This is a genomic window from Sphingomonas sp., from assembly GCF_036388215.1.
Lineage (GTDB): Bacteria > Pseudomonadota > Alphaproteobacteria > Sphingomonadales > Sphingomonadaceae > Sphingomonas.
In genome coordinates this window covers 166,159-192,763 of sequence record NZ_DASVSH010000016.1, presented here as the reverse complement: position 1 = coordinate 192,763, position 26,605 = coordinate 166,159, and the positions used below count along the sequence as shown (strand labels likewise).

General features: G+C 64.8%; 32 protein-coding genes. 11 read left to right on the top strand and 21 right to left on the bottom strand.

Going from position 1 to position 26,605, the window contains the following annotated elements:
• Positions 1-21: 21 nt before the first annotated feature.
• The 3 genes from VF617_RS07635 to VF617_RS07625 are packed head-to-tail and all read right to left on the bottom strand — an operon-like array spanning position 22 to position 4,384.
• The gene (locus VF617_RS07635; RefSeq protein ID WP_331014274.1) at positions 22-1,407 is read right to left on the bottom strand and encodes a glycoside hydrolase family 28 protein; all 1,386 of its coding nucleotides are present in this window, start codon (positions 1,405-1,407) and stop codon (positions 22-24) included.
• The gene (locus VF617_RS07630; protein ID WP_331014273.1) at positions 1,404-2,492 is read right to left on the bottom strand and encodes a PKD domain-containing protein; all 1,089 of its coding nucleotides are present in this window, start codon (positions 2,490-2,492) and stop codon (positions 1,404-1,406) included. The genes VF617_RS07635 and VF617_RS07630 overlap by 4 nt, the downstream gene beginning before the upstream one ends.
• 11 nt (positions 2,493-2,503) lie before the next feature.
• Entirely contained in the window at positions 2,504-4,384 is a 1,881-nt protein-coding gene (locus VF617_RS07625; RefSeq protein ID WP_331014272.1) for a hypothetical protein, read from the bottom strand.
• A 201-nt stretch (positions 4,385-4,585) separates the two neighbouring features.
• Between VF617_RS07625 and VF617_RS07620 the strand changes: the two genes are divergently transcribed.
• Positions 4,586-7,813, top strand: coding sequence for a glycoside hydrolase family 2 TIM barrel-domain containing protein (locus VF617_RS07620; protein ID WP_331014271.1), 3,228 nt, complete (start codon positions 4,586-4,588; stop codon positions 7,811-7,813).
• Between the two features lie 55 nt (positions 7,814-7,868).
• On the opposite strand, the gene VF617_RS07615 is transcribed toward VF617_RS07620, so the two are convergent.
• Together VF617_RS07615 and VF617_RS07610 are read right to left on the bottom strand one after the other, a co-directional pair.
• Positions 7,869-8,798, bottom strand: a complete 930-nt coding sequence (locus VF617_RS07615; RefSeq protein ID WP_331014270.1) for an alpha/beta hydrolase — start codon at positions 8,796-8,798, stop codon at positions 7,869-7,871.
• A 74-nt stretch (positions 8,799-8,872) separates the two neighbouring features.
• The gene (locus VF617_RS07610) at positions 8,873-9,781 is read right to left on the bottom strand and encodes a hypothetical protein (RefSeq protein WP_331014269.1); all 909 of its coding nucleotides are present in this window, start codon (positions 9,779-9,781) and stop codon (positions 8,873-8,875) included.
• A 203-nt stretch (positions 9,782-9,984) separates the two neighbouring features.
• On the opposite strand from VF617_RS07610, the gene VF617_RS07605 reads away from it, so the two are divergent.
• Together VF617_RS07605 and VF617_RS07600 are read left to right on the top strand one after the other, a co-directional pair.
• Positions 9,985-11,100, top strand: a complete 1,116-nt coding sequence (locus VF617_RS07605; RefSeq protein WP_331014268.1) for a sensor histidine kinase — start codon at positions 9,985-9,987, stop codon at positions 11,098-11,100.
• Entirely contained in the window at positions 11,097-11,834 is a 738-nt protein-coding gene (locus VF617_RS07600) for a LytTR family DNA-binding domain-containing protein (RefSeq protein ID WP_331014267.1), read from the top strand. Before VF617_RS07605 ends, VF617_RS07600 begins: the two co-directional genes overlap by 4 nt.
• Before the next feature lie 4 nt (positions 11,835-11,838).
• On the opposite strand, the gene VF617_RS07595 is transcribed toward VF617_RS07600, so the two are convergent.
• The 4 genes from VF617_RS07595 to VF617_RS07580 all read right to left on the bottom strand — a co-directional run bounded on the left by VF617_RS07595 (position 11,839) and on the right by VF617_RS07580 (position 14,516).
• The gene (locus VF617_RS07595; RefSeq protein ID WP_331014266.1) at positions 11,839-12,312 is read right to left on the bottom strand and encodes a DUF3592 domain-containing protein; all 474 of its coding nucleotides are present in this window, start codon (positions 12,310-12,312) and stop codon (positions 11,839-11,841) included.
• Between the two features lie 45 nt (positions 12,313-12,357).
• Positions 12,358-12,645, bottom strand: coding sequence for a hypothetical protein (locus VF617_RS07590; RefSeq protein WP_331014265.1), 288 nt, complete (start codon positions 12,643-12,645; stop codon positions 12,358-12,360).
• Between the two features lie 38 nt (positions 12,646-12,683).
• On the bottom strand, positions 12,684-13,064 hold the full coding sequence (locus tag VF617_RS07585) for a hypothetical protein (RefSeq protein ID WP_331014264.1): 381 nt from the start codon (positions 13,062-13,064) through the stop codon (positions 12,684-12,686).
• Between the two features lie 204 nt (positions 13,065-13,268).
• The gene (locus VF617_RS07580; protein WP_331014263.1) at positions 13,269-14,516 is read right to left on the bottom strand and encodes a hypothetical protein; all 1,248 of its coding nucleotides are present in this window, start codon (positions 14,514-14,516) and stop codon (positions 13,269-13,271) included.
• A 146-nt stretch (positions 14,517-14,662) separates the two neighbouring features.
• Between VF617_RS07580 and VF617_RS07575 the strand changes: the two genes are divergently transcribed.
• Together VF617_RS07575 and VF617_RS07570 are read left to right on the top strand one after the other, a co-directional pair.
• Complete coding sequence (locus VF617_RS07575) at positions 14,663-15,514, top strand: alpha/beta hydrolase (protein WP_331014262.1); 852 nt, start codon at positions 14,663-14,665, stop codon at positions 15,512-15,514.
• Positions 15,515-16,316: 802 nt separating this feature from the next.
• On the top strand, positions 16,317-16,718 hold the full coding sequence (locus tag VF617_RS07570) for a low affinity iron permease family protein (protein WP_331014261.1): 402 nt from the start codon (positions 16,317-16,319) through the stop codon (positions 16,716-16,718).
• A 7-nt stretch (positions 16,719-16,725) separates the two neighbouring features.
• On the opposite strand, the gene VF617_RS07565 is transcribed toward VF617_RS07570, so the two are convergent.
• The 5 genes from VF617_RS07565 to VF617_RS07545 all read right to left on the bottom strand — a co-directional run bounded on the left by VF617_RS07565 (position 16,726) and on the right by VF617_RS07545 (position 18,946).
• On the bottom strand, positions 16,726-17,154 hold the full coding sequence (locus VF617_RS07565) for an OsmC family protein (protein WP_331014260.1): 429 nt from the start codon (positions 17,152-17,154) through the stop codon (positions 16,726-16,728).
• Positions 17,155-17,211: 57 nt separating this feature from the next.
• Complete coding sequence (locus VF617_RS07560) at positions 17,212-17,625, bottom strand: hypothetical protein (protein ID WP_331014259.1); 414 nt, start codon at positions 17,623-17,625, stop codon at positions 17,212-17,214.
• Between the two features lie 75 nt (positions 17,626-17,700).
• Positions 17,701-18,342, bottom strand: coding sequence for a hypothetical protein (locus tag VF617_RS07555; RefSeq protein ID WP_331014258.1), 642 nt, complete (start codon positions 18,340-18,342; stop codon positions 17,701-17,703).
• Positions 18,343-18,406: 64 nt separating this feature from the next.
• On the bottom strand, positions 18,407-18,622 hold the full coding sequence (locus VF617_RS07550) for a hypothetical protein (RefSeq protein ID WP_331014257.1): 216 nt from the start codon (positions 18,620-18,622) through the stop codon (positions 18,407-18,409).
• Between the two features lie 114 nt (positions 18,623-18,736).
• Positions 18,737-18,946 (bottom strand): cold-shock protein, encoded by a 210-nt coding sequence (locus tag VF617_RS07545; RefSeq protein WP_331014256.1) that lies wholly within the window; start codon positions 18,944-18,946, stop codon positions 18,737-18,739.
• 355 nt (positions 18,947-19,301) lie between these two features.
• On the opposite strand from VF617_RS07545, the gene VF617_RS07540 reads away from it, so the two are divergent.
• Positions 19,302-19,703: a hypothetical protein gene (locus tag VF617_RS07540; RefSeq protein WP_331014255.1), complete on the top strand. Its 402-nt coding sequence runs from the start codon at positions 19,302-19,304 to the stop codon at positions 19,701-19,703.
• Positions 19,704-19,931: 228 nt separating this feature from the next.
• Here VF617_RS07540 and VF617_RS07535 read toward each other — a convergent pair whose 3' ends face one another.
• Entirely contained in the window at positions 19,932-20,360 is a 429-nt protein-coding gene (locus VF617_RS07535; RefSeq protein WP_331014254.1) for a DUF3597 domain-containing protein, read from the bottom strand.
• A 414-nt stretch (positions 20,361-20,774) separates the two neighbouring features.
• Between VF617_RS07535 and VF617_RS07530 the strand changes: the two genes are divergently transcribed.
• From VF617_RS07530 to VF617_RS07510, 5 genes are all read left to right on the top strand, one after another.
• The gene (locus tag VF617_RS07530) at positions 20,775-21,224 is read left to right on the top strand and encodes a tellurite resistance TerB family protein (RefSeq protein ID WP_331014253.1); all 450 of its coding nucleotides are present in this window, start codon (positions 20,775-20,777) and stop codon (positions 21,222-21,224) included.
• Between the two features lie 488 nt (positions 21,225-21,712).
• On the top strand, positions 21,713-22,165 hold the full coding sequence (locus VF617_RS07525; protein WP_331014252.1) for a hypothetical protein: 453 nt from the start codon (positions 21,713-21,715) through the stop codon (positions 22,163-22,165).
• Between the two features lie 215 nt (positions 22,166-22,380).
• Positions 22,381-22,758 carry a hypothetical protein gene (locus VF617_RS07520; RefSeq protein WP_331014251.1) on the top strand — a complete coding sequence of 126 codons (378 nt, stop codon included), beginning with the start codon at positions 22,381-22,383 and terminating at the stop codon, positions 22,756-22,758.
• Between the two features lie 254 nt (positions 22,759-23,012).
• Positions 23,013-23,480 (top strand): hypothetical protein, encoded by a 468-nt coding sequence (locus VF617_RS07515; protein ID WP_331014250.1) that lies wholly within the window; start codon positions 23,013-23,015, stop codon positions 23,478-23,480.
• Between the two features lie 285 nt (positions 23,481-23,765).
• Entirely contained in the window at positions 23,766-24,194 is a 429-nt protein-coding gene (locus VF617_RS07510; protein WP_331014249.1) for a peptidoglycan DD-metalloendopeptidase family protein, read from the top strand.
• Between the two features lie 177 nt (positions 24,195-24,371).
• Here the strand turns inward: VF617_RS07510 and VF617_RS07505 are convergent, their stop codons facing one another.
• The 6 genes from VF617_RS07505 to VF617_RS07480 all read right to left on the bottom strand — a co-directional run bounded on the left by VF617_RS07505 (position 24,372) and on the right by VF617_RS07480 (position 26,540).
• Entirely contained in the window at positions 24,372-24,764 is a 393-nt protein-coding gene (locus VF617_RS07505; RefSeq protein ID WP_331014248.1) for a cupin, read from the bottom strand.
• A 125-nt stretch (positions 24,765-24,889) separates the two neighbouring features.
• Positions 24,890-25,213, bottom strand: coding sequence for a DUF5615 family PIN-like protein (locus VF617_RS07500; RefSeq protein ID WP_331014247.1), 324 nt, complete (start codon positions 25,211-25,213; stop codon positions 24,890-24,892).
• A complete protein-coding gene (locus VF617_RS07495; protein WP_331014246.1) occupies positions 25,213-25,431 on the bottom strand; it encodes a DUF433 domain-containing protein in 219 nt (72 codons plus the stop codon). Before VF617_RS07495 ends, VF617_RS07500 begins: the two co-directional genes overlap by 1 nt.
• Positions 25,432-25,479: 48 nt before the next feature.
• Positions 25,480-25,875 (bottom strand): cupin domain-containing protein, encoded by a 396-nt coding sequence (locus tag VF617_RS07490; RefSeq protein WP_331014245.1) that lies wholly within the window; start codon positions 25,873-25,875, stop codon positions 25,480-25,482.
• A 12-nt stretch (positions 25,876-25,887) separates the two neighbouring features.
• Entirely contained in the window at positions 25,888-26,322 is a 435-nt protein-coding gene (locus tag VF617_RS07485; RefSeq protein ID WP_331014244.1) for a DUF5615 family PIN-like protein, read from the bottom strand.
• Positions 26,322-26,540, bottom strand: coding sequence for a DUF433 domain-containing protein (locus VF617_RS07480; protein WP_331014243.1), 219 nt, complete (start codon positions 26,538-26,540; stop codon positions 26,322-26,324). Before VF617_RS07480 ends, VF617_RS07485 begins: the two co-directional genes overlap by 1 nt.
• Positions 26,541-26,605: the final 65 nt, after the last annotated feature.

The following is a 26,605-nucleotide window of genomic DNA, read 5'->3' as shown; positions in this document are numbered from 1 at the left end:
TAAGGTCTCAAGCCACGGGGATCAGCGTTGCGAGATCGCCGCGTCTCGCGCGGGATGCGCCGCCTCGCCAGCGAAGCCCTCCAGCGAGAGCGCGGTCACATGCTCCGCCTCCACGGCGTGCGTGAAACTGTCCGGCACCTTCGTCCCCCAACGCAGCCGGCAGCGGTCGAGCGTAACGCGGTCCGCATGCCGAATGCTGAAGCCGGGGGTCGTGTGGGGCTCGAGCGGCGGGAGCACAGTCGTGGGCCGGTTGTCGAATACCGCGCCGGGATAGCGCGTCCAGCGATCCAGCGTCATGGCGACGCGGCTGAGCGTGATGTCATGCACCCGCGCGGCGACACTCCCCTCGATCCGCACGCTGTTCTCCGCGCGCCCGGTGACGCGCTCGACCGTAACGTGATGGATCGTCCCCAGCCGTGTCGTCGGCGTCCGGGGGATGGCGGTAAACGATATCCCCTCGCCCCGCCCCCACCACGGCGCCGAGAAATAGCGCGCGGTGAATCGAATATCGCGGAACACCACGTTATAGACGCTGCCCTCGTCGCGAAGCTGGATGCACAGGCCGCGACACCCCTGGATCACCGTGCAGCGCTCGAACAGCACATCGTGGATATCCTGCACGGTCTCGGTGCCGATCTTCAGCCCCGAATCCTGCGTTTCGAGCACGCAGTCATGAACATGGATGTTGCGGGTGGGTCCATATTTCTCGCGGCCGCGCGTGGCCTTGAGGACGATCGCGTCGTCGCCGCAAGTTATCCGGCAGTGCCGGATGACCACGTCCTGGCAGTGATCGGGATCGATGCCGTCGCAATTGGGCACGTCGAGTTGGTTCGCGATGGTCAGGCGCTCGACCAGCACGCGCCGGCACCCCACCAGGTGCACCGTCCAGCTCGGCGCCTGCCTGAGCGTCAGGTCGCGGATGACAAGGTCGGCGCAGTTTTCCAACACCACCAGCCGCGGGCGGAACGGCTTGGGCACATACCATTCGCCCTCGGCGTCATAACGCTCCATGAAATCCGGCGAGCGCCCGTCGATCGCGCCTCGGCCGCTGATGGTGAGCCCGTCGGCGCCCTCGGCATGCAGCACGCCGCGCATCGGTTCGGGATAGTCTTCGGCACGGGTGCTGACGAGCAATGTGCCGTCCACCCGGAAGTCGATCCCGCCCTTCAGCCGCAGGGGCCCGCAGACGAAGCGCCTGCCCGCGGGCACATGCACGCTGTCTCCCGGCCGCGCCGCGTCGATGGCGCGCTGGATCGCGGCCGTGTCCAAGGTCTTGCCATCGCCCCGCGCGCCGTGGGTGCGCACGTCGATCACGCGGACGCTCCTGGCGGCAGCACCGGCGCGTCTCGCAAAGGCAGCCGCGGCGATGCTGGCCAAGCCCTTCAGCCATGCCCGTCTCTGGATCATTTCTGCGGATCTCCAACGAACGAGACATCCCACACCTTCGCCAGCTTCGAGCTGCCACCGGGGCCGGTCACGCGCAGGATGACGACGAACTTGCCCGCAGTGGCGTAGCGGTGGACCGGGTGTTGCTCGGTCGATGTCGCGCCGTCGCCGAAATCCCACTCCCACCGCGTCGCCGCCCCGGTCGTCGCATCGCGAAACGCCACGATGCGCTGGGCGCGGTCAGTGATCTCGAACGACCAGTCCGCCTTGATGGCCGGTGCGAGGCCCGTTTCCAGCGGCATCGGCGTGAAGCGGCACAGTTCGGATGCCTGGCCGAACATATTATGGTGTGGCGAGAGGTTCCAAAAGCGATGCCTGGCAGTGCGCGCGCCGTCATAATCGATCACTGCCCATGCCATTCCGATTGGCTTGTTCTCAGCCAGCACGCTTTCGATCGAGTGGGCGGGCCCGCGCGCGTCCGCGTGATCGAACGGCGTGATCCACATCTCCATGACCAGCCGCCCCGGCTGGCCGGGCTTCAGGTCATGCCGATAGGCCACGTTCGAATAGGGTAGCCGCTTGATCCAGCCGGCCTGCGGACCCCAGGCCATGGCCCAGTCCTTGTCTCCGGGTGGCGTGAAGATGTGATAATTCTGGGCGTGAATATTCTGGAAGCCGAACCAGGAATCCTCTTCGCTTATCGTCCGGTCCGGGCGGAAGCGCGCGATGAACGGCCCGCCGGAGCGGTCGCCGTCCACCACGAGCTCGAAGAGATCGCTGCGAATGCCGGAAGCGGCGAAGTCCCAAACATCGTCGCGCGCCTCATACAGGAAATAGAGGCGGTTGAGCCCCTTCACCCATCCCACGCGCACGCTGACATCCAGGCTAACCGGATCGGGCCGCACTCCCGATCCGTCGTCCGCGGCTAGGCTTTCGTTGCCGACGCGGTAGGCCGGACCGACCATTTCCCAATCGTCCCCCTTGCCATCGACTCGCGGAATGGCATCGGCCGGAAACTGGAAGACCGGAAACGCGCACGCCGGCGGCACGGCCGGCGCCTGGGCGGCGGCAGGGGCGGCGAGCGCCGAAGCCCCCGCCGCTGCCAAGAGCCCCAGCCTCACGGATTGGGCACCGTGAACATCCGATCATAATCGCGCCAATGCGCCTGCATGATGTCGATCTTGCGCTTGAGCTGCCGCGCGACATTGGGGCCCAGCCGCATGATCGTCTCGTCGCGCGCATCTGGGGCGAGATCGAGGATCGGCGCATCGGTGCTTTCGAGCAGGCGCTTGAGATTGACCATCGTGTCGATTTCCTTGCGCGCGGTTTCCATCAGGTCGCTGCGGTCCCACGCCGATTGCACGCCGAGCACCGGGTTCTCCTCGGGCTTGGCGCCGATGCTGCGCACGCGATCCAGTTGAGCCTGATAGGCGACCATATTGTCCGCCGATTGCATCAGATAGATCAGCGCCTGGATGCGCTTGGCGGTCAGATCCCATTGCCGCCGCGCCGCGTCGCCGGAAGTTGAGTCGCGGATCGCGAGCGCTAAGGTGAGTGCGTGGTTCGCACGAGGTACAGCTGTCTCGATGGTGCGCTGGAACAGCATCTTTGCGCCCCAGCCTTCATATTCGCGCATCGCCTGGATATCGACGAGGTTGGAGGCCTGCTCCTCGCCCTTCGCCTGAAACAGGAAACGCCGATAGTCGCTCTTCTCGGCATCGGTGAGTTCGAGCGGATAGGGGACCATCGGCCGGGTTATCCAGCGATTGAGCACATGGCCGAAGCGCAGCATGCCACCGAAATCGAGGATGTCGAGCCGCTGGCGCACGTCGTTCAGCGCGCTCCACAGTTCGACCAGATCATCGGCGCGAGCCTCCCCGACCTCCACGACCGCGAAAGCGCGCAACGCCCCCAGCCGTTGCAGCAGGCTGCCCATCGGCATGCCGCGCGTGGCCTTGAGCAGCCGGTAGTTAAAGTCCACGCTTTCATCGTCGCCCAGATTGACCCAGGCCCTGCCCGAGGGCGACGGTGGCGGCACCGGGGCAAGCGAAGGTACGACCAGCCCGACCAAGGGGTAGAAGGGACCGCGCCCGCCGCGGGGGCTGGTCTCGAAGCGACGCCCGTCGGGACCTTCGATACCATTGACGCCCAGCCCGCGCGGCAGCTTGCGGATGGTATTCTCCAGCACGTCGGGCCCGAAGGTAGGGACCATCCATTGGCGCGGCTCGATCTGGTTGATGAGCACGCGCACCTCGTGCCCCTTTTCCTTCGCGGCCTGCTGGATGTTGATCATGAAGCCGGCCACGCGGTCGGCGATCGGGCGATCGCGGAAATCGCTGTTGCCGTTCGTCCCCGAATAGAGCCCCGGCGTCCAATCGAAGCCCGAACCCGCATCGGTGGTCACCCAGTTGAAGGTCTCGATCTGCGGGCAGATGCTGAGCGCCGTGCGCACCGACTCCCGGTACAAAGTGAGCATCTCGGGCCGATCGACATTGGGCGCGTAATGCGTCTTCTTCGAGCGGGCGGGATGATCAATACGTGGTCCGCGAAGCTCCGGATGCGCTGCGAAGAAGGGCTCCGGCAGCACCGCCGGCTCGTTGGCGACCCAGGTCCCAGTCAGCCCCAGTCGCGCGAGTATCGCGCAGCGCTTCGCCACGATCGCCTGCACCCGCCGGGCATAAGGCATATCGACAAAGGGCTGCACCTGCGTCGGCGGGAATATCTTGAACAGCGTGGCATGGTGGACGAACCAAGCCGGGTAGGGATCGTCGCCATCGACTTCCCACATAGCCAGCGGAAGGTCCTCGGTGACGTTCATCTGCGTCGCGCCGAGCTCCTTGGAGAGCGTGGCGCGACGCTCGTAGCTCGCGAGGGCGCCAGCATCACCGGCATCACCCCGGGCGGCGGAAGTCCTTTGCGCGAGAGCGGGCTGGGTGGGCAAGCTCAGCGGCAGCGCGCAGGCCAGCAAGCGAATGAACAACGACGCACAAAGCCGCATGATCCTCTCCCCCATTCTCCCGAATCGGCTCGTTTGGCCGCATGCGGATGGCCGGGAGATACTAGACCAGGCCCGTCTACGCTACGAGGATTGCAGAGTTCCCGCGGCGGCCAGTCTGCAACTGGCTTTCATCTTAATAATCATACATACTCCATCAACAGGAGCGGGCGAGTGACCCGCGAGCGGCATGAGGGGAGTTCGATGGGTCGGCGCGCATGGCTGTTTGGTGCATGCCTGCTTGCGGCGGTTTCAACGCCGCTGCTTGCGCAGAACATGGTGGCTCCCGTCCAGCCGCAGATCGATGCGTCGCGTCCAGATTGGGAAAATCCGGCGGTCTACGCCCGCAATAAGGAACCGGCACGCGCGACTGGGTTCCCTTTCGAAAGCCGCGCCCTCGCACTCGCGAATGCGCGTGAGCACTCCAAGCGCTTTCTTCTGCTCAACGGCAGATGGAAGTTCGCCTTTTCTCCGAACGCCGACATTCTGCCGAGCGGGTTCGAGCAGCCCGCTTATGACGTGTCCGCCTGGAAAGAGATCAAGGTTCCGGCCGACTGGCAGACCGAGGGCTATGACCAGCCCAGGTACAACAACATCACCTATCCGTTCCCCGCAAACCGTCCGCTGATCCCGCACGCCGCCAATCCGGTGGGATCTTACAGGCGAAACATAGAAGTGCCCGCAAGCTGGTCCGGCGAGGATGTCATCCTCCACATCGGCGCGGCTGGATCGGCCTATCAGGTTTGGGTGAACGGGCAGAAGGCCGGCTATTCCGAGGATTCGAAGCTGCCCTCCGAATTCGACGTGACCCGTTTCGTGAAGCCGGGCCCCAACACGATCGCGATCCAGGTTTTTCGCTGGTCGGACGGCAGCTATCTCGAGGACCAGGATTTCTGGCGCGTCTCTGGGATCGAGCGCGACGTTTTCCTGATGGCCGCCCCCAAGACCCGCATCCGCGATTTCTTCGTGCACGCGGGGTTGGACGAAAGCTACACCAATGGTCGCCTGGCCGTAGGGTTGGACGTGACGCCCGCCGCTGCCGCGACCAGCGCGCGAATCCTCCTCATGGATGGGGACAGGCGCGTGGCGGAAGCCGGCAGGGCGCTGCCCAGCTCCGCGGGCGAACGGCGTGTCACCCTCGATGCGGCGGTTCCCGGAGTGAGGCCGTGGACGGCGGAGACGCCAAATCTCTACACGCTGCTGGTCGAGCTCTATGATGCGACGGGCAGGATCATCCAGTCGACCGGCAGCCGGATCGGCTTTCGCGACGTGGCGATCCGCAACGGCCTGGTGACTGTCAACGGCAAGCCGATCACGATCCGCGGAGTCAACCGGCACGAGCATGATCCGGAAACCTTCCACGTCATCTCGCGCCAGGCGATGGAACGCGACATCCAGTTGATGAAGCGCGCCAACATCAACGCCATTCGCACGTCGCACTATCCCAACGACCCGTATCTGTACGAGCTCGCCGACCGCTATGGCCTTTATGTGATGGACGAGGCCAATATCGAGAGCCACGGCTATATGGACTGGGCGAACAAGCGGCCCCAGCTGCGCGGCCAATACCAGATCGGCTTCGACCCCGCATGGGAAGGCGCGCATGTCAGCCGCGTCCTCAACATGCTCGAGCGCGACAAGAACCATCCGTCGATCATCTTCTGGTCACTCGGCAACGAGGCCGGTATCGGCCCGAGCTTCAACAAGGCCGCAGCCGCCGTGAAGGCGCGCGATCCGGGACGGCTGGTCAGCTATCTTGGCTGGGGCACGTTCCCCGACGATCCCGATCACCGCGTCAACGACTATGTCGATATCTATGCCCCGATGTACGACAGCGTGGCTCGCATCGTCGATTATGCAACGAACTGGTCCCACAGCCAGCCGCTGATCCAGAGTGAATATGCGCACATGCAGGGCAATTCCGGCGGCAATTTCAAGGAATATTGGGACGCGATCTACGCGCATCCGGAGAAGCTGCAGGGCGGCTTCGTCTGGGACTGGGTCGATCAGTCAATGTACCGCTACACCACGGACGGGCGCCGCTATTGGGGCACGGGGGGTGAATACGGCCCCAACCCCGGCGGTGACATCGAGTTCGGCGACGGCCTGATGCAGCCCGATCGCACGCCGAACCCCCAATTGTTCGAAGTGCGCAAGGTTTATGCGCCGATCCAGTTCGCCGCTTTCGACTCGGCGAACGCATCGGTCGAAGTGATCAACCGGCATGATTTTGCCGATCTCGGCGGCTTCGATTTCAGCTGGGAACTGCTCGAAGAGGGTGTGCCCGTCGCGCGCGGCGACATGGCCCCCTTGCGCACCGCCGCGCGCAGCCGCGAGCGGGTGCCGCTCGGGCTCCCCGCCTATGCGCGCAAGCCCGGCGCGGAATATGTGTTGACCCTCCTGGCGAAGGCGAAGGCCGGCGTCGTGCCCGCGATCAAGCCCGGCGTGGTGATCGGCTGGGAGCAGTTCGAGCTGGGGCGCGAGCCCGCGAGCGCGGTTGTATCGGGCGGAACGGTCCGCCTCGATCAGGACGCCGGCAAAGTTCGAATGTCGGCGGGAGGCGCGGAACTGGTGCTGGATCGCGGCACCGGCCTGGTCGAGCGCTACAGCGCCGGCGGCGTGCTGCTTCAGGGCGGCGCGCCGCATTTCTATCGGGCGCTGGTCGATAACGATCTCGGCACGGGAGTCGCGAAGCGGCACGGCATCTGGGATGCCGCCTCGAAAGAACGCAAGGTCGAAGCGATCGACGCCCGCGAGTTCGCGGACGGCGCCGAAATCGTCGTGCGCTACGCGGTGGGGGACGGCGCGGCGCACTTCGTCTCGCGCTATCGCATGGCTGGGGATGGCTCGGTGCTGGTCGAGGGCGAGTTCACTCCGTTGAAGCAGGACCTGCCCGATCCGCTGCGCATCGGCATGATCTTCACCATGCCGAGTTCGTTCGAGACGGTTCAGTGGTATGGCCGCGGTCCGCATGAAAGCTACTGGGACCGCAAGACGAGCGCGGCGCTGGGGCTGTGGCGCGGGCCGATCGCCGATCAATATCACGATTTCATGCGGCCTCAGGAGAGCGGGAACAAGGTCGATGTGCGCTGGATGGAGCTGATCCGCCCGGGATCGGCTGGCCTAAGGGTAACCGGAGATGCGCCCTTGTCGATGAACGCGCTGGCGTTTCCCTATGAGGATCTCGCCAGGCGCCCGCCGGGCACGCGGCGCAGCAGCGACATCGTCCCGCACGGCCATGTCTCGCTGCTGATCGATGCTGTCCAGGCCGGCCTGGGCGGCGACAACAGTTGGGACGCGGGGGGACGGCCGCTTATGCAGTACCGCATCCCGCTGAAGCCAAGGAAGTACGGCTTTCGCCTCTCGGCGTTCAAGGGGAAGGGCACGAATGCGACCCTGGCGAAGCCTGCCAGGGCCGCCGCGCTCGACTAACCGATTCGCGGACGCTTGGGCGTCATGGAAGAAGCTGGACTTGCCGAGGCACCATTCAGGCGTCGCGCTGATCGTCCAGAAAGGTGTCGATCGCATCGAGTGCGGCATCCCGGATCGAGTCGATCTCGCGAAGCAGCTCGTGGCCCGAGCTTTTGAATCTGCCGAGGCGGGCGTTTGGCAGCCGGCGGGCCAACGCCATGGAGGCGCGCGAAGCAGTGAGCCGATCCTGCTCAGCGACCAGGATGAGCAGCGGCGTCGTCACGTGCGAGAGGTCGCGGCGGCGCCACAATGTGTCGCTCGACGCAAAGGCCTCGGCAAGCCAGGACCAGCTCGGTGGGCCCATGCGGGTGCCCGGGAGGCGCTCGTGCCACCACCCTTCATCGAGGAGGCGGCCATAGTCGCTAGTGAGCATTGCTTCGGCATCGGTCTGCGCGCCGGCCGAGGATTTCGGCCGCCAGGCGGGGCGCGCGGGATCGCCGCGCCGGCACATGTGGCGCGCGATTCGACCACTCAGCCAGGAGCCGAGGGGGCTGCGGATCCTGATCATCGGCGAGAGCAGGACGGCTGCATCCGGATCGAGACGGCCCTCGACCAGTGCCCGGAGCAGGATGTGGCCGCCCATCGAGTGGCCCATTGCGATGCGCGGGCCTTCGGTGCGCCAATCGCGCCAGAAGTCGGCGAGATCATCGACCAGCGCAGCAAAGGAATCGACGTGGCCGACGAGTTCGCTGCCCGTTGCGCGCCCCGAACCGCCATGGCCGCGCACGTCGATCGCAGTCACGGACCAGCCCCGCAAATGCCAATGCTCGAATGCTTCGAGATACTTCTCGAAGATATCACCGCGCCCGCCGATCAGGAGGATCGACCCCCGCGCCGCGCTTTGGGCGGGCCAGTCGAGGCGGCGGATCGGCCATCCGTCGCGCGCGGCCCAGTAGGAAATCGTCGCATCGCGCGGCACCGCGCGCCGGATCGGATTGGGAACCATATCACTGCGATTACAGCAGCATGGCTATCCGTCCACTGCGAACTTGGTGCGGAGAGCGCCCGCGCCAAACCCGATCACTTCTTTACGCAGAGTTCCGCCACCGCGTCCGAGCGCCCCGCCGCGACGACATAATCCAGGGCCTTGGCCTGGGCCGCCGCGACCTGTTCGTTGGTCGCCGAAAGCGTCCCGAGCGCACGGTCCCACTTGGCCTCGGCGGTGGCATAGCGGCCGCCCTGCTCGGTATCGCCGGCCCCGACCGCGAGCCCGCCCTGTTTGAGCTGCCCGAGCAGCGGCGAACAGATCGCCGCCGATAACAATGGATCGGTGGGAAGCGCGGGCGCGGAGCCTTTCGCCGCCTTCGGGTCGGCCGTGCGGCACTGTAGCGCGAACAGGTGCCCCGCACCCGTCCCGACAAGCGTCTTGAGCGTGTCGATCGCGGCGTTCGACGCTGTCACCATGCCATCCGGCCCGCCCTTCAGCTTTGCCGCCTTGTGGACGAAATAATAGCCTTCGGGATCGCTGACCGCGCGCGAGTTCGGATTGATCGCCTTACCGCGCGAATTGTCGAGCGCGGTCGCCGCGGCGCAGGTGATTGCCTGTTGATAGGGGTCCGCGGGTAGCGAAGGTTCGGGCTCCAGCGGGATGTCATAGGCCCTGAAGCACGTGTTGAGCGTAGTCAGCCAGTCGGCCTGGGCGGCGTTGGCGATTTCCTCGTTGGTGCCGAAAGCCTTGGCCGGATCCTCCTTCGCGCCCGGGAAATGCTGGACAAAGCCGCTCGCTTCCATGAGCTGCTGCATCTTTTCCGTGGCGTCCTCGGCGCGCCCCTTGTCGCCCGTTTCCGTCGCCATGCCGACATGCAGGATCGATGCGCGGATGCAGGTCTGAGCACGCTGCTTGTCGTCTTTGGGAAGATCGCCAAAGTCGGGTTCGGCGCAGGCGGCGAGAATGATCGCCGTTCCGATCGCCAAGGCCGCGGTCTTCATGCTCGATGCTCCATCTTTTACTCAATGATCTTCTGCCGGCATGGGAGGCAGAGGGCCGCGGATCCCAGCGGCGCACGATCAACCATCCAGGAATCGCGTCGAAGTGCGTGAATTTCTGATGGAAACTCCCGGAGACGCGACGAACAGGGCTTGGGGGGAGCGGCCATCCGCCATAAGCGTCGCGGGAATCGACGGAGGACGGATTGGAAGCGCTGCTGCGCCAGATCATGCGAGGAACCGCGCTGCGCCTGTGCGCGGTGGTGTGGATCTTCGGCTATATGCTGGTGGAGCTGGGCGCGCAGGTCCAGGGCCGCTCGCCCTATGGCCTGATGTTCCTGGCGAACGTCCCGCTCCTGCTGCTCGGTATCGCTCAATCAGTTGGGCTTGGGCTGTTGTTCGATAATCTCGAAGCGCGCCCGAGCTGGCAGCGATGGGGATTGGTGGCCGTGGCGGGGCTCGCCGCCGGCGGCATCCAGACCGCCGCCGACGACGCCTGGCTGCGCACGCTCGCGCTCACGGTGATGCCGAGCTGGCAGATATGGGCGCTTGAGTTCCAGCCCCAGCGACTGGTGTTGATCCTGATCCTCTACACCTGGACGATGTTCCTTTCGGTGGCGCTGCTCTGGGCGGCGCGGACGGCTGACTCGGCGCGGATAAGCGCCGCCCGCGCGGCGGCATCCGAAGCCGCGGCTTCGCGCGCCGAGGCGGCGGCGCTGCGGCTCCAGCTCAACCCGCACTTCCTGTTCAACACGCTCAACGGGATCGCCAGCCTGGTTGTGCGGGGGCGGCAGGACCAGGCGGAGGAGATGATCGGCCGCCTGGCCGATTTCCTCCGCTCGTCACTCGCCTCGAACCCCTCGGCGTCGGTGCCCCTCGATCAGGAACTGGCGACGATCCGGGCCTATCTGACGATCGAGGAGACTCGCTTCGGGGAGCGGCTGCACGTGGAATATGCCATCGAACCGGATTTGCGGCAGCTCGAAGTCCCGAACTTTATCCTCCAGCCCTTGGTCGAGAATGCGATCAAGCACGGCGCCAGCCATGTGCGCGGCCCGGTCACCATCAGCATTGCCGCGCGGCGGGTGGAAGGCGGCGCCGTGCTGAGCGTGGTCAATCGCAGGGGCCGCCACAGCGGCCAGCCGCTTTCGAGCGAGCAGCCGGTGGAGGGGGAGGTGCGGCGCGGCATCGGGCTTTCCAACACGCGCCTGCGCCTCGCCGGCCAATATGGCGATCGCGCCTGGCTGGAATGCCGCCCCCTGGCCGATGGCTACCGCGCAGAGATCGGGCTTCCCCTCTATATTCTGGCGAATGCGGCATGAAAATAGTGATTGCAGACGACGAGCCCCTGGCGCGCGACTTGCTCCGCGCGCTGCTGGAGGAGCTGCCCGATATCGAAGTGGTGGGCGAAGGCGAAGATGGAACCGACGCGATCGCGCTGGTACGCGAACATCGCCCCGACCTCGTCTTCCTCGATATCGACATGCCGCACTGCAACGGCATCCAGGCCGCCATCGAACTTGCTGGAGACGGAGTGGAAGTGATCTTCGTCACCGCGCATGAGGAGCACGCGATCGACGCCTTCGAAATCGGCGCGATCGACTATGTTTTGAAGCCCGTGCGCCGTCCGCGCCTCGCCAAGGCGATGGAGCGCGCGCGCCTTCGGCACGGCGCCCGAGCCGAACCCCCGCCGTCCGAGCCGGCCCCAGGCCCGTCGCGGCCCACCGACGAAGCATTCTGGGTGCCCGTGCTGCGCGGGACCGCGCGCGTGGCGATTGCCGACATCCTGCGCGTGGAGGCCGCCGGCGATCACGTGTATCTGCACACCGCGCAGCGCGCATATCTTTATCGCATCACGATGGGCGACCTGGAGAAAAGGCTGCACCGATCGGGGCTGGTTCGCATCCACCGATCGGCCTTCATTCGCACCGAGCGCGTGATCGGCACCGCGCGCCGCGGAAAGGTTTTGGCGCTGTCGCTTGCCGACGGCGCCGAAGTGGTGGTCGGCCCGAACTACCGGACCGCGGTTTTAGAGGCCATCGCCGCCTCCGCCTGATCCATCAGACAAGGCGGAGCATGAGGGTGCCCCCGAATATCACGAAGCCCGACCCGACGAGCACCATCGTCACCGCCCCGAACAGGCTCGGCCTGTCGAGCAGTGGGGCGCTGTCGTCGGGGTGTGCGGGATCGTACCACAGATCGATCTCCTTGCCGGGAGAATGCGCCAGCAGCCACTGCTGCGCCGTCTCGAACAGGGAGAATTGAGGCGTTGCGCAGAGCGCGGTCCGATTGCCGCCGAACTCTGCCCCCGCGACCGAATAGCGATATTGCAAGCGCGGCTCATACGAGGTGGTGCTGTCGCCGTCGCTATCGGTAGTTTCGCGATCGACCAAGCGAGCGTCGATCACCGTAGCCGTGGTCTTGGTCCAGTTCGCGGTCGCCTTGCCATAGCGCTCGGCGTGGTTGCGGTAGCTGTGGACGCCGTAGCAGGCGAGCGGAACGCCGATGAGTGCCAGGCCCAGTCCAATGGCCATGAATATGCCCATACAGTCTCCCCTCTTTTCGGCGTTGCTGTCCGTTCACCGGCCACTCCGGGCCCGGTCGGCCAAGCGATGCACGCATTCGATCAGCAGCGACGCACCAGCGGCGAGGGCCAATCCCAGAATGACCATGGCGAGAGTCAGCACGACCAGGCCAATCATTTCCGACGCATCCTGTGGGCGCGCGCGCCCACCGGCACCGCAACACCGCAGCGAGGCAATGCCCATGGCCGCGACGAGGCCGAGGGCTTCGAACAGCACGAAAGTCACCGCTCCGGCGATCCACGCGGGGCGGCGGAGCGGCAGCTTTCGCAGCTTCATCGACACGACATGGCGCCCTTGAAACCCGCCGCGGCGCCTGGCGCTCAGTTCTCGACCCACACTTGCAGGTTGAGCCCGCCGGATGCGACGACATTCCCCGCGCCGCCCGAGATGATGTTGCCCCCTCCGGCCGCGATCACTCCGTTCGCTCCACCGACGACCGGAAACTCCCGGCCATTGATGTTCACCATTGCATGGCCGTCCTTGAGGGTGATCTTGCTGCCCTTGGGCGCCTGCATCGCAGTCGTGCGCTTCTTGTAATAGGGGAATTTGGGACCGTTATTGTTATCCCAGGGCGCGCAGCCCCAGACGAAGATGTTCACCACGCCGTTGCAGCCGGTGCCGGCGTAAGCGGGGGCGGCGAAGGCGCCGGTCGCGGCGATGGCAATCGCGGCGGCGGCAAGCTTGATGCGGATATTGGTCATGAGTTTCTCCCGGTCCAAGGGCGTTATGCGCAAGCCCATGCCGGCATATTGATGGAGGAACGCGGCCTGGCCCCCATGCCACGACGAGGGGGCCTCCCGACGCGACGAAAGTGCTGCCCGGGCGATCAGCGGCCCGCCGGGCCGCGTCTTCCACACCGGCGGACGCGCCGACGCTGTGATATAGGCAGCGCGGAACGGCGCTCCTCAGCCGGCGCGCCCTTCTGTCTGCGTTGAACGGGACGGCGGCGTGCCTACGAGCAGCGACCAGGGCGCCGGCAGATAGTCGAGCGACATGTAGAAGTAGAATGCGCACGAGCCGTCGCGGCGATAGCTTGCGCCCTTGACCACACCGAAGGCAGCGGTGCCGCTGAACACGGGTCCGCCGCTGTCTCCGCCCTTGCAGCTCGGCCCCGCGACGGTGACCCAGGTGGGCAGACAGGCACCGCCGCACAGCTCTCCGGCGGGGGCGAAATCGAGAAGCTCCACTTCGGCGCAGCTATAGCCGCTGCTCTCACCGCGATGGCAGACCAAATCGCCCGCGCGGGTGCTGGACTTGCTGCGCTGCATCTCGATGGGGCGCTGGATCGTGCGCGCCGCGTCCGAATAAATCAGGGCGCGCCCGGGCGCGCCGCCTGCATGAATTTGCACGTCATGATAGCCCCAGCCCCATTGCCCGACAAAGCTGAGCGACGTCGATCGGTCCTGTGGATCGTAATAGGTCATATTATCGAGGCAGTGGGCGGCAGTGGTGATGCCGCTGCGCCTACCGTCGGTGACGGAGAAGCCAGTCGTGCATCGATAGCGCTTGCCGTCGCTGGGGCTGATACCGTCCAGCCGCCCTCCGCCATGAATGTCGAGATTTACGTCGGTGCGCTCGAGAATCCGGACCTGGACGGGCACGCCGGTCAGTTTTTCCAGCTTGGCGTCCACCGCCGCCGCGCCGCCGTCGGCTGCTGCGATGGCGTTACCGACGATGACGACCAGCTCGCCGGTGCGTGGGTCGAGGCCCATGGCCGGCGCGCCAGGCAGGGCGGCCCGAATCGCCGCCTGATGATAGGTGATCGCCCAGACGACCCGATCGCGAGTCGCCTTGGCGCCGGTGCGAAATACGACAGGCACGCTCGTGCCGCCTGCGCGAACCTGCGTCGCCGTGATGGCATCGTCGCCCGTCAGATAGACGATGTATCGATAATCGGGGCGATGCTGGACCGAGATCCCGGCCAGACGATCCCGATAGCGGCGCGCGATCGCGTCGGTCGCGGGAACGCTATCGTGCTGCGCGCGGAGGCGGCGAAGCGCCTCGGCCTGCGGAACGCGGTAGAGGCGGCTATATTCGCCCGCATCCTGCATCAGCGCCGCATCGTGCGTTTGAACCAATTGCGCCCCAGCGGGCTGGCTGAGCACCACCGGGAAAAGGACCAGCAGCGACTGGAAAATACTAGCTAGCTTCATGCGCTGCTATGTAGGTCCGCGATGACCTTCGGCAAAGCCGAAGCTTTGGTGATGCGATCTGAACAGCGCAACGGGCCGAAACCAGTGCCCGGACTGGAAATCCATAGTATCAGCTCAAGCGCGCCGAAGCCGCCGTGGAGAACGGAATGCCGCACATTTTGTCTGCCAACGCCAGCTGGCCGCTCTGGTGCGACCGCTCGATCGAGGGCGCATTCGCACTCGCGGATACCGATGCGGCCCCCGAGGCCGTCATAGTCACGTCTGTTACTCGCCCATGGCTGCTGGGCTATGCCCCTGAGCATTCCAATGGCCGGGCCATGCTTGTGCTCGGCGGGGGCGGCTATACGCAGCTTATGGCGGGGCGTGAGGGCGTGGCGGTCGCGCGCTGGCTGGCGGGACTGGGATATCACGCCTTTGTGCTGATCCACCGCTTCCCCGATGCGCAGAGCGGTATCGCCGCGCCACTGGACGACGCGATGGAAGCGATGCGGATGATCCGGGCCAAGGGGCTTGGCGACGGTGGCGTCGGCGTCGTGGGTCTGTCGTCGGGTGGGCATCTGGCGGCGTGCCTTGCCGCCGAATATCCGGCGGAATGGACCGCGCCGGCGACGCGCTATGTCGGGCAGGCTGCCCGGCCCGACATATTGGTGGTCGGCTATGCTCCGATTTCGACCAACGCGAAGGGGCGGACGATCGTGGCCGACAAGCCGCCTCTGCCGCCGGCCGAGAAGCAGGCGATGTACGATCGGTTGCAGCCGGACGCGCAGCTGTTGCCCTGTCCACCGCCAGCTTTCATCGTTTATGCGGGCAATGATGCAGTGGTGCCGGTGGAGAACGCGCATCGCCTGCACGCGGCGATTGCAAAGGCCGGCGGCCAAGCCGAGCTGCATGTCTTCGCCGACGCACCGCACGGCTTTGGGCTCGACACAGAAGGGATGCCGGTCTCGATCTGGCCGGCCCTGTGCGAGGCGTGGTTGCGGCAGAAAGGGTTCCTCTAGCCCTGAAGGCGCGGGGTATTCGTCCCCGTTATTCACGTTATCCACAGGCATTGGGACTGATTTGGTTCTTTGCGCGAATCGAATTCGGTGACACCTTCCTAATTGTAAGAAGGCGGTTCGGCGGAGGGAAACCGAAGCAGGATCAAGAGCTTACCGGACCAGCCGGGCGCAGGCGCCTTCGGGAAACCAGCCGGGCAGGGACGAGGAGTGCAGCGACGGAGATGTCGCGAAACCGATGCGGCGCGCAAGCGCGGCGGAAGTTTCGAAGGACTGCCGAAGCACGGCGAAACCAGATGTTGAAGCAGCGCGCAAGCGCAGCGAAACGGAAGGATTGGCCGGGTGGACGGAACGACGATCGCAGCGGCGCGCAAGCGCGGCAGTGATCGGAAAGCCGGCCCGAAGAACGGAACATCGGTTCGGAAGCCGCGCAAGCGGCGGAACGGTTGATGGATCGTTTGGGAACGCATTCCGCGAGGCTCCAGAGACGCCGTTCGCGGCGGATTTGAAGCGGGCCGCTTGAGGCCGAAAGGAAGCGCAGGACCTTCGGGAAATGTGCGGAGAATTCGGCCTCGGCGACCGACGCGAAACCCGCATGCCCTTGCCGGCGCGGGTGGAGCATGCCGCCGAAACCAGGCCTCGGATCCGTCCGGGTCTATGGCTGAAGTCCGGTGACATGGGGACTGGCAGAAATGCCGGTCCCCTTTTGCGTTAGGGCACACACGCGATGCGAACGCCCCCTCGATCAGCCGAGATCAGTGACCGAGAATGCACCTCGCGCTACGCTGGATAAACGGAGGTCGAGATGGCACATTTGTTCGAGCGTTTCGCGCAAGCGGTGGCGGGCTGGGCGGGACGGCCACCCGCCTTCGTCGTTGCATTGCTGGTTGTAGTGTTCTGGGGCTTTAGCGGTCCGCTCTTCGGGTTTTCCGACACGTGGCAGCTCGCGATCAACACCGGCACCACGATCGTCACCTTCCTGATGGTGTTCCTGATCCAGAACGCCCAGAATCGCGACGCCGCGGCTATCCAGTGCAAGCTCGACGAGATCATCCGCGCGCTGGACGGCGGGCGCAACGAATTCATCGGGATCGAGCATCTTGCCGAAAAGGACCTGATCGCGATCCGCGACAAGCTAGAGCGGGAAAGCGCCCAGGGCGCTTCGACTCTTCACGAAGGCGTAGAGCGGCTCATCGAGCGGCGCTAGGCGAGATTCAGGCCAACGTGGCGCTGAGTGCGCTTTCGGCCTTGAGCAGCTTCGACACCGGGCAATTGAGATGCGCGCTTTCGGCCAGCGCCTGGAACTGTTCCTCGGCAATGCCCGGCACTTTTGCGATCAGCGTGAGATCTGAGCGGGTGATGGTGAAGCCCCCTTCGCCATCCTGCTCGAGCTTTACGGCCGCCTCCGTATCGATGGTCCCTTCCGAAAAGCCCGCGCGCGCGAGTGCGAAGCTGAGCGCCATGGTGAAGCAGCCGGCATGCGCGGCCGCGATCAGCTCTTCGGGATTGGTGCCCTCTTCGTCGCCGAAGCGGGTATTGAAGCCATAGAATTGATCGGTCAGCACGCCCGACTGGGTGCTGACATGGCCACGGCCTTCCTGGCCCAAGCCCTCGTAACGGGCACTGCCGGTTCGAGTCGTCATGGATATCCCCCTTGAGGATGTGCACGGCGACATTATGCCGCCGTGCACATAATCTGCCTAGCGGCAGCGCACTTCGTTGCGATCCGCGGATGCGCCAACCGCGCCGCCGACAGCCGCCCCCAGGACCGTGCCGAGCACTTCCGAGCCGCCCGGAGCGATGATATTGCCCAGGATGCCGCCGGCGATACCGCCCACGATCAGGCCGGTGGTCCCGTCCGAGCGGCGGCAATAATAGCGTCCGTCACGCCCGCGATACACCCGATCGTCGCGAGAAAGGCGGCGCTCCTGATAGCGGTGGCCATCCTCGCGGTAATAGCGATCGGCATAATAGCCGCCATATGCCGGATCGGGCCGGTCATAATCATATTGGACATAAGCGCTCGAATAGCTGCGCGACGGGCCCATGCCATAATCGGTGCAGCCGGCCAGCATTGTCGTTGCGGCGAGAGTCGCCAGTACGAGTCCACGCATGATCTTCACTCCCATCCTGTTCAATGCGGAGCAAATGCGCAGACCTGCGCAAAGGTTGCAGAATTCCGCGTCGGCTCAGTTAGGGCCGGGCTTGATCAGCGCGGGGCGCAGCGCCTCGCGCTCGCTTTCGGGCACGGGGGCAGTGGGATCGGGGCGGAAATCCTCAATCGCGCGCTCGCTGCCATCGGGATGGGTGTCCCCGGCCAGGTCGGTCGGCACGGTGCCCTCTGGCGCGGGGCGGCGGAAGAGGCGTAGCGCACCAAGGGCTGCGCCGCCGATCGCGGCGATGAGGCCGGCGATGCCCGCGGCCTTGACCGCAGTAGGAGCCGCCTCGACTCGCGCGACGAGGCTGGGGGCTGGAGCCGCGGCGGGAGCCTTTGCGCGGGGCGCCGCGGGCTTGCGCGGGGCCGGAGCCCTGGCGGGGGCCTTGCGTGCGCTTGCCTTGGCGGGCGGTTTTGGAGCGTCGGCCTTTGGCGAGTCGGCTTTGGGAGACTCAGCCTTTGGTGCGTCGGTCTTGACGGCGGTGGGAGCCTTCGCCGCAGTGGACTTGGGCGCGGCGGACTTCTTCGCTGCCGGGGCTTTCGCCTTGGCGGGCTCGGGCTCGGGCTCGGGCTCGGCCTCGGCCTCGGCCGCCGGCTTGGGCGCGGCTGTGCGCTTGGCGGTGGAGCGGCGCGTAGTTGCTCGGGGCGTGCTGCTGGTCGTCTTGCGCGTGGCCATGGTGACTTCCCTGTCTCGGTTTGACCGAACAACCACTAGGCCGCGCGCCTGTTCCGGGCAATCGTTACGGAGCCGTGGATTCCAGAATGCGGAGGGCGGGATCGCCGTGCGGCTCGCGCGCGGCGCGGGCACGCTCGGTAGTCGCGACGCGATCGGCCATTTGCTGCCAGGCCATTGCGGCGCGCAGATTACGATCACGGACATTGTCGAGCGTCGCGGCGTCGGCGTCGTCCTGGGCGCGCTGGGCATTGTCGCGGTAGAGCGTGAGCAGATCGGCCATGAAACCTCCGGGGGGGCGAGAGGGAGAGGAAGCAAAAAGCGGCGCCGCGCAGTCCGGCAAGGAACAGGCGCGGCGCCACATTCTAGCCGGCGCGCGGGGCGCCGGACAAGGGGCTTACGCCTCCTGGAGGTTGACCGCGGCCATCTTGCCGCGCTTGTCCTGCTCGAGCTCGTAGCTGACGCGCTGATCCTGATTCAGCGTCGACATGCCGGCGCGCTCCACGGCCGAAATATGGACGAAGGCGTCGTTGCCGCCGTCTTCGGGGGCGATGAAGCCATAGCCCTTATCGGCATTGAAAAACTTGACGGTGCCTGTGATAGCCATTTGATATTCCATTCTTTTCTGCAGGCGCCCCGAGCATGGGGAACCCTCTTGCGGCTGCGAGGGGCAGGGAAAGAAGGAAGAGGGAGCCGCAAAGCACCGAAGACCGTCGATATGCGACTGGTAGCGAGCGCCATATGGGCGATGGGGGGCGAAAAAGCAAATCGAAACGCGGTGCCGGGGAGCCCAATCATTGCGGGGCGCGGAGCCGCGCGATAGTATTGCGCCACTCTATCGAGAGAGAGAGCGGATGATGTGGGCGATGCTGGCCGGGGGCGATGCAGTTGCAGCAATTCATCCCCCGCCATGCCCGCCATGCGGCCCGTGCAGGGCACAGCGGAGGACCATTACGCCGCAGATGCACGCCCGCAGGGCGAAGCGGCAGGCAGAGGCGGGCAAGCTGATCGCCGAGGCGCAGGCGGTTCGATCCGGCTATGTCCCGAAGCCGGGCCAGCCCAGCAAGGCCGATCTCGACGCGATGGTCGAAGGCATGAAGAACGACCTCGATTCGATGTCTGAGATGGGCGAGATGGAATCGCTGCGGCTTCAGATGGCGATGGATCGCCTCTCGAAGATGATGTCGACGGTGTCGAACCTGCTCAAGAAGATCAGCGATACGAGCGAGACCATCACCCAGAATCTGAAAATAGCCGCTAGCGCTGGCTCGCGTCGCGTCCCGACTGGTCGATCGGGAAGAGGCGGCGGTGAAGTGGAGTGGGGCGCAGCGGCGAAAGGCGCGGCTGGCGGACGTAACGGGTGATTTGCGTTTCGTGTACTTGGTCGAAAAAGTTCAATTATCGTTCCTGTATAGGTGAAGTGGATGGCCCTTTTCGCACACGAAACCACGCCGCTGGGGCAGGTTCGGTGCTGGCGATAGGGCCGGGGCAACGCGCGTTCCGCAAACGGAAGCCGCCGTATCGGCGAGCGTTGCCCAGGCCCTGATATAGTGGATACGGTTAATTATTTCAACCGGGCCTCACCGCCCGCTTCAATCCGCGAGCTTCGCCGGCACCTTCGCGCCGTTGGTCTCCAGCTCGAGCATCACGGCATTGTGGAGCCAGATGTTCATTTCCGCGCTGCCGTCCTTCGCGCGGGCATAGCCGAGCTCGGTGGCCAGCTCCTTGCGGTTGTCGAGGCTCGGATCGAGATCGAGCAGCTTCATCAGATCGACGATCGAGGTGCGCCAGTTAAGATCGGGATTGCCCTTTGCGGCGAGCTTCTCCGTGAGGACCTGCTCGACATCGACCGGCTCGGCGGGCGCGGGCTGAGGGGCGGCGGCCTGCTGGTTCTGAGGCGTCGGGGCGGCGGGAGCGGCGGCGGGTGCGGGGGCCAGGGGCGTGGCCGGCGTGCTCTCCCCGCGCAAGATGCCGTTGCCGCGGCCCATGATTGCGTCCTTGATCCTGCCGAAAATGCTCATGTCGTTCTCCCGGGAACCGGCGCGGAGCGCGCCGTGCAGGGCTGAACGCGCGAGGGGCGGGGGAGGGTTCGCGGGACTGCAACGGGCCTTGCGGACTATGGCGAACCTCGCCCATCGCGGGGGCGGCCCGCGAAAGATCACACTACGGTCACACCATGACGCACTTCTCGCGAGGAGCCGAACGGGTTGAAGGAGCGCCCCGGCTTCAGCCGCCGGAAGCGCAGCCAAGCAGGAAATCCTACATTGCAAGGGGCGGAGCAATTGTAATGGATTCCAGTGCCTTATTAACGATTACTGTAATCACAGTATCGCATAATAATCCATTATGGACTTACCTTGCCGTTGTCAGTTGACTCCCCCAGACAAGCTTTCACTATGCCCATCTATTGGGGAAATGCTGTTTCGGAGGGGGCAATGGGACTTTTCTCGTCACTGATGGGCTCGGCCGCAGTGCCGACGCTCGACAAGAGTACGGCCGTGATGATCCCGATGGTCGCCGCGATGACGAGCGACGGGGATATTGACGACGACGAGATCCGCCAGATCCGCTCAATCTGCGTGTGGAGCCCAATCTATGCGCACAACAGCATGGACCAGGACACCGACATCATCCTGCGCGCGATCCGCATGATCAAGGATCTGGGCGCGGAGGCGATGTGTGTCCGTGCCGGCGAATTGCTGAGCCCGGCGCTGCGCGAGACCGCGTTCTGCTTTGCGGTGCGCCTGGCCTTCGCCGACGGCTTCGTGGGCACCAAGGAGCAGGATTTCGTCGAGCGGCTGATGGGCTGGCTGGCTGTCGATCCGGCCCGCGCGCAGCACGTCGTCGAAGTGATCACGATGATGCAGCACGGCCTCGACGCCTGAGGATCGACACGTTTCGCCGCGGGCGTCTGGCGCGGGACAAAAAAGGGTATTCGCAATGACGATCCTGAAGTCGATCCATCCGCTTTCGATGGGCATGGAGGGGCCTCCCGGACGGCCCGAGAGCTGGACGTGCCGACATTGCGGGACAAAGGCGCCCAACAGCGCCGCGGTTTGCCCCCAATGCCGCAAAAGCCGGTAGCGAGGGGTAACCCATGGCCCTGGTCGAGACCATACACGGCAGGCACAGCAAGTACGAGATCTACAGGGAGTATTCTGCCTTCGGCTCGCCAACATTCTACGTGCGGAAAGACGGGCGTTCCTGGTATTCCTGTTCTTCGCTCAGCCACGCGGTCGATTATATCCGCAAGAGGGATTCCTGATCGAGCTTTGTCCGAACGGCGCCGCGTCCGGCCGGCGCGGCAGCCCTTTCGCGAGCCCGCCCGAACCGCGGCCGCTCATGATGTCCCACGTCAGATGGAGAAAGCGCGATGACCGACGTAACGCTGCAGGATATCGGCCGTGTCGCCTGGGGGCCGACGATGAAGCTCGCCTTTGGCCGCAGCATCGCCGCCTCGTGCGTGATCACGCCGCTGATGCTGATGTTCGCCGGAATGCCGCTGATCGCCGGGCCGGTATATTTCATCGCGCTGGCGGTGACCCTGCCGATCGGCGGGCCGATCTACCACTTCATGCTCAAGGGGCTTGCCCGGATATTCGAGACGATGGGCCTGGGGATCGTCGCGCTGGGGTTCAACCTGCTGCTGGGCATGGTGGCGCTCATCGCCTCCGCGGGCGATCCGATCGTCTACTTCGTCAATCGGCGCTATCCGGAGCTGTTCGAAGCGGCGGACCTGAAGGTCTTCAATTTCAGGGTGACGATCTTCGTGCTGAACAATCGCGATTTCGCTCCCGCGCGAGGAATCGAAGATGCCCTATCGTGACATGATGTGCCGGCAGGGAAATTGCGGCGGGCAGATGGTCAAGGTCTCTGAGGATCGCGGCTGGGTGGTGCTGAGGTGCCGCAAATGCGGTTGGGAAGTTAAGGAGTAGGCCGGTCCGGGACGCGGCGCGGTAGTATTTCCGGGCCACGGCTGCCCCGTGACGGGTGTGAGCGCATTATTATGCCGGTATTATGCCTTTTCTTGGAGACTTCGTGATGCACGCGACAGTAGAAACTGCCCAGATGAGCAAGCAAGGATTTCTAGGCGCGAAAATGCGTTATCAAGTTTCAATAACCCTGTTCCTGAATACTGAAGAATTAGAAGCGGTGCATAATTACGCGCCTCACGATCCCTGGCTACGCAACTATGTCGAACTCGATGAAGGGGATCACTCGCGACTTGCTAAACAAGGCGCAACATGCGCCTCCGGGTTTTCCCGTGGCGTCACCATGGAGTTCGCCTCAATTCAAGCCGCGGGCAAGTTTGAGGATGGAGTTATTGAGGCCCTGAGAGCATATCAAGTGCAAGTAAGATCCGCACAGGCGCGAGCCGCACGACTGAATGTTGAACGCGAGATAAATCTCGACGCTTAGACGCGTTCAGCTGCGCGGAGCATGGGAGGACTGCATGACTTTGGTTGAGACAATATTCGGCAGGCACGGCAAGTACGCGATCTGCAGAGAATATTCGGCTCATGGCACGGCTGAGTTCGGCGTCACAAGGACATGCGCTCCTTGTATTCATATTCCTTGCTCAGGCGATCCGTGGAGCAAATCCTATGCGGGATGAGCCTAACCTGCGCGCCCGCCCTTACGAAAACAGATCCAGCAACGACGCTAGAGGGAGTTTGCTGGGCCGGTTTTTTCCGCGCGACCGCCTTCCCGATATGGACGCGACACTCAAGATCAACGCGCTGCGCATCGCAATAGGCTGCGGAATTTGGCTGATCACAGGGCCCCTGTTCTTCGGGATGCCCGCCGGGCCGGCCCTGTTCCTGCCTGTAACCGCTTGCTTCGCCTCGGTCGTATTCTACCTGCTGTCGCGCATCGGCATACCTTTTGCCGGGCTGCTCGATATGGCCTTTCGCTGCGTGCTGATCGTCGCCGATCCAGTCGTGCGCCTGGTGTTGCCACGCCTGGAGCCATGGTTTGGCGGACGGATTTCGGTGGGGTGGATAAATTTCGCCCCATTGATCCTGATCGCCAATGACCATTCGGTGGTCAGCCCGCCGTCACGCGGGGATTTGCTCAAATCGGCAGGGGGCGCGGGCCGGGATAAAGCGATCGACCTCATGGATCGTCTCAAGAAGCGTTAGGAGCTTATATGGCGGAACCCTATTGCGACTATTGCCGCGAACAGTTCAATTCGGGCTGGCTCGGTCACAAGCCGATCAGCCATGCCAGGACATGCCCGGGGCGAGACCGCCATCTGATCTGCGCAAGCTGTGGAAGCGGCCGCCAGACTTGTCCGGTTTGCAAAGAGTATTTTCGCTGAGAGGGGCAGGGCGACGGGCATCAAGGGAGAAAGCCGTGAAACTTCTAGTGCTTCCACTATTGCTTTTCAGCGGCGCCATCGGCGCGTCGCAGGTGGTCAACCCGAAATGGCTGGGCTTTCCGGTGGTGCAGGGCGTTACGACGCAGCCATTCAATGTGCCCTGGAGCCGGAACCCGGCCCAGCGGCATACGGGACAAGATATATCGGCAACAAGGGCGATCCGGTCTTCGCGATGAAGAGCGGCAGGATCGAAGTTTCCGGGTTTCTGGGCGCCGACGACGGCTATTACGCAGTCGTGAAGAACAATGACGGCAGCATATCCGGCTATCTGCATCTCAAGGCCAAACCGCCGCTGGGCCCGATCGGCGCAGGCCAGCCGATCGGCTCGGTGGTCAGGGATCATGTGCATATCAATGCCTGCAACCAGGTCGCCGGCTGCCAGCATGGCGCCTTTCCCAACCCGACTTTTTCGGGCGACGTGAATTCCATGACCCGATTCTATAGCGACCCGAGGCTGCGTTACCCCAGGGGTTAGTTCGCCAGGGTGGGATGAATGAACGGGCCGCGCCGGCGGATGCGCTCAGTTGCTGATGCCTGGGAGAGGCGGCGGGATTCTGGCGGCGGGCGAGCGCGCACGTGCGGGGTGGCAGATTGGCGTAATTAGTAAACTGACGCCGCAGTCACGCCATATCAAAACCGTGTGCGCTCGATCTCAGCGCGGGCGGTGATCGGTGCCTTGGCCGGTGATGAAGATCGCGGTGGCGGTGACGCCGGGAGGTATATCGGCGGTGTGCCAGGTGCTGGACGGATTGATCGCGTAATCGCCGGGGGCGAGGGGGAAGCTCTCGGTGGTGCCGCCGGCATGTTCCTGATGGAGGGTGAGCGCGCCCGCGGTGCAGATCACCATCTCGGCGCCGTGGGGATGGACTTCCCACATCGTCCAGCTCTCGGCGAAGTCATATTGCGAGACGAGGCGGCCTTCCACGCCATCGGCGGCGTGGCGGGTGGCGTAGGCGGCGTACCAGCTCTCGTCGGTGAAGGCGGGCTCGACGGTGGCGGTGGCGCCGAGGCCGAGATGGGCGGGGGAAGTGGGGAGATGGGGCATGGCGCGCGAACGCTAGGATTTAGCCACTGCTAAATCCAGCGCCGTGCGACGGCACGGGCAAGCCCGGCCGGCGGCGCTGCGAGCGCCGTCCGACGACGCGGCTTTGCCGCGGCGGGCCACCAGCGTCATCGCACCTCGATAACGAGATCACCCTCGACCAGCCTTGCCGCAATCGCCGACCAACGCGGTTCGAGCCACAAGCGCAAACCGCGATTGCTGATGTTGCCACAACGCAGCCAGATCAGTTGCGACTGAGATGGCGGGAAGCGGAACAGGAAGTCGTCGTCCTTGGTGACAAGCACCAACTCGTGGCTTTCGACATAGTCCGCGATGTCGCGATCTGGCGCTTGCCCGCCCAGCACATCACGGACGTGCGATGCTTCGATGCCGCGTTCCTCAAACCATCCGCACAATGCGGGCGGAAGCTGGGCATCGATCAACAGCCGCATCAGGCGGCTTGTACCACCGTGTGATCGACGGCGCGCGCGCCATAAGCGAGGCAGGCGTTGATGTCTTCGCGAGTGATGTAAGGAAAGTCGGCGAGCAGTTCCTCGACGCTTACCGATGAGGCCAGTGCATCCAGCACATCGCTCACGCGCATGCGGGTGCCGGCGACAATCGGGCGGCCGCCGCAGACTTCCGGATCGATTACGACGCGGGTGCTCATGGCAATAACATGCGGACTGTGACGGGAGGCGTCAAGGACGCGGTTGCCTCAGCGCGGGCGGTGATCGGTGCCTTCGCCGGGGGTGATGAAAATCGCAGTGCATCTGACGCCCGCGGGAACGTCGGCGGTGTGCCAGGTGCCGGGCGGGTTGATCGCGTAATCGCCGGGGGCGAGGGTGACGCTCTCGGTGGTGCCGTCGGCATGTTCCTGGTGGAGGGTAAGCGTGCCCGCGGTGCAGATCACCAGCTCGGCGCCGTGGGGATGGACTTCCCACATCGTCCAGCTCTCGGCGAAATCATATTGCGAGACGAGGCGGCCTTCGATCCCGTCGGCGGCGTGGCGGGCGGCATAGGCAGCGTACCATTCCATTCCGGTGAAGGCGGGCTCGACGGTGGCGGTGGCGCCGAGGCCGAGATGGGCGGGGGAAGTGGGGAGATGGGGCATGGCGCGCGAACGCTAGGATTTAGCGGAGGCTAGATCCAGCGCCGTGCAAAGCACGGGCGCGCCCGGCCGGCGGCGCTGCGAGCGCCGACCGACGACGCGGCTTTGCCGCGGCGGGCGTTGAGCGTCACCGCACCTCGATAACGCGATCACCCTCCAGCAGCCGCGCTTCAATCGCCGACCAACGCGGTTCGAGCCACAGGCGCAAGCCGCATTGCTAATGTTGCCGCAACGCAACCAGATCAGTTTTGACCGGGACGGCGGGAAGCGGAGCAGAAAGTCGTCGTCCTTGGTGACAAGCACCAACGCGTGGCTTTCGGCATAGTCCGCAATTTCGCGATCTGGCGCTTGCCCGCCCAGCACACCACGGACGTGTGATGCTTCGATGCCACGTTCCTCAAACCATACGTATAGCGCGGGAGGAAGCTGGGCATCGATCAACAGCCGCATCAGGCGGCTTGCACCACCGTGTGATCGACGGCGCGCGCACCATAAGCGAGGCAGGCGTTGATGTCCTCGCGGGTGATGTAGGGGAAGTCGGCGAGCAGTTCCTCAATGCTGACCGAGGAAGCCAGCGCATCGAGCACGTCGCTGACGCGCATGCGGGTGCCCGCGACGATCGGCCGGCCGCCGCAAACTTCCGGATCGATGACGACGCGGGTGCTCATGGGAATAACATGCGGGGTGTGGGAGGGGGCGTCAAGGTCGCGCCGGGGAAGCGGCCGGGGCGCGT

Bases quoted from the DNA above. Each gene is read 5' to 3' on its own strand.
- VF617_RS07525 (WP_331014252.1), top strand. From the start codon at position 21,713: ATGACCGACGTAACGCTGCAGGATATCGGCCGTGTCGCCTGGGGGCCG.
- VF617_RS07635 (WP_331014274.1), bottom strand. From the start codon at position 1,407: ATGATCCAGAGACGGGCATGGCTGAAGGGCTTGGCCAGCATCGCCGCG.
- VF617_RS07570 (WP_331014261.1), top strand. From the start codon at position 16,317: ATGGCACATTTGTTCGAGCGTTTCGCGCAAGCGGTGGCGGGCTGGGCG.
- VF617_RS07500 (WP_331014247.1), bottom strand. From the start codon at position 25,213: ATGCGGCTGTTGATCGATGCCCAGCTTCCGCCCGCATTGTGCGGATGG.
- VF617_RS07625 (WP_331014272.1), bottom strand. From the start codon at position 4,384: ATGCGGCTTTGTGCGTCGTTGTTCATTCGCTTGCTGGCCTGCGCGCTG.
- VF617_RS07565 (WP_331014260.1), bottom strand. From the start codon at position 17,154: ATGACGACTCGAACCGGCAGTGCCCGTTACGAGGGCTTGGGCCAGGAA.
- VF617_RS07600 (WP_331014267.1), top strand. From the start codon at position 11,097: ATGAAAATAGTGATTGCAGACGACGAGCCCCTGGCGCGCGACTTGCTC.
- VF617_RS07615 (WP_331014270.1), bottom strand. From the start codon at position 8,798: ATGGTTCCCAATCCGATCCGGCGCGCGGTGCCGCGCGATGCGACGATT.
- VF617_RS07535 (WP_331014254.1), bottom strand. From the start codon at position 20,360: ATGAGCATTTTCGGCAGGATCAAGGACGCAATCATGGGCCGCGGCAAC.
- VF617_RS07510 (WP_331014249.1), top strand. From the start codon at position 23,766: ATGGCTGGGCTTTCCGGTGGTGCAGGGCGTTACGACGCAGCCATTCAA.
- VF617_RS07530 (WP_331014253.1), top strand. From the start codon at position 20,775: ATGGGACTTTTCTCGTCACTGATGGGCTCGGCCGCAGTGCCGACGCTC.
- VF617_RS07560 (WP_331014259.1), bottom strand. From the start codon at position 17,625: ATGCGTGGACTCGTACTGGCGACTCTCGCCGCAACGACAATGCTGGCC.
- VF617_RS07540 (WP_331014255.1), top strand. From the start codon at position 19,302: ATGCACGCCCGCAGGGCGAAGCGGCAGGCAGAGGCGGGCAAGCTGATC.
- VF617_RS07480 (WP_331014243.1), bottom strand. From the start codon at position 26,540: ATGAGCACCCGCGTCGTCATCGATCCGGAAGTTTGCGGCGGCCGGCCG.
- VF617_RS07620 (WP_331014271.1), top strand. From the start codon at position 4,586: ATGGGTCGGCGCGCATGGCTGTTTGGTGCATGCCTGCTTGCGGCGGTT.
- VF617_RS07505 (WP_331014248.1), bottom strand. From the start codon at position 24,764: ATGCCCCATCTCCCCACTTCCCCCGCCCATCTCGGCCTCGGCGCCACC.
- VF617_RS07490 (WP_331014245.1), bottom strand. From the start codon at position 25,875: ATGCCCCATCTCCCCACTTCCCCCGCCCATCTCGGCCTCGGCGCCACC.
- VF617_RS07550 (WP_331014257.1), bottom strand. From the start codon at position 18,622: ATGGCCGATCTGCTCACGCTCTACCGCGACAATGCCCAGCGCGCCCAG.
- VF617_RS07495 (WP_331014246.1), bottom strand. From the start codon at position 25,431: ATGAGCACCCGCGTCGTAATCGATCCGGAAGTCTGCGGCGGCCGCCCG.
- VF617_RS07555 (WP_331014258.1), bottom strand. From the start codon at position 18,342: ATGGCCACGCGCAAGACGACCAGCAGCACGCCCCGAGCAACTACGCGC.
- VF617_RS07545 (WP_331014256.1), bottom strand. From the start codon at position 18,946: ATGGCTATCACAGGCACCGTCAAGTTTTTCAATGCCGATAAGGGCTAT.
- VF617_RS07595 (WP_331014266.1), bottom strand. From the start codon at position 12,312: ATGGCCATTGGACTGGGCCTGGCACTCATCGGCGTTCCGCTCGCCTGC.
- VF617_RS07575 (WP_331014262.1), top strand. From the start codon at position 14,663: ATGCCGCACATTTTGTCTGCCAACGCCAGCTGGCCGCTCTGGTGCGAC.
- VF617_RS07520 (WP_331014251.1), top strand. From the start codon at position 22,381: ATGCACGCGACAGTAGAAACTGCCCAGATGAGCAAGCAAGGATTTCTA.
- VF617_RS07485 (WP_331014244.1), bottom strand. From the start codon at position 26,322: ATGCGGCTGTTGATCGATGCCCAGCTTCCTCCCGCGCTATACGTATGG.
- VF617_RS07580 (WP_331014263.1), bottom strand. From the start codon at position 14,516: ATGAAGCTAGCTAGTATTTTCCAGTCGCTGCTGGTCCTTTTCCCGGTG.
- VF617_RS07585 (WP_331014264.1), bottom strand. From the start codon at position 13,064: ATGACCAATATCCGCATCAAGCTTGCCGCCGCCGCGATTGCCATCGCC.
- VF617_RS07610 (WP_331014269.1), bottom strand. From the start codon at position 9,781: ATGAAGACCGCGGCCTTGGCGATCGGAACGGCGATCATTCTCGCCGCC.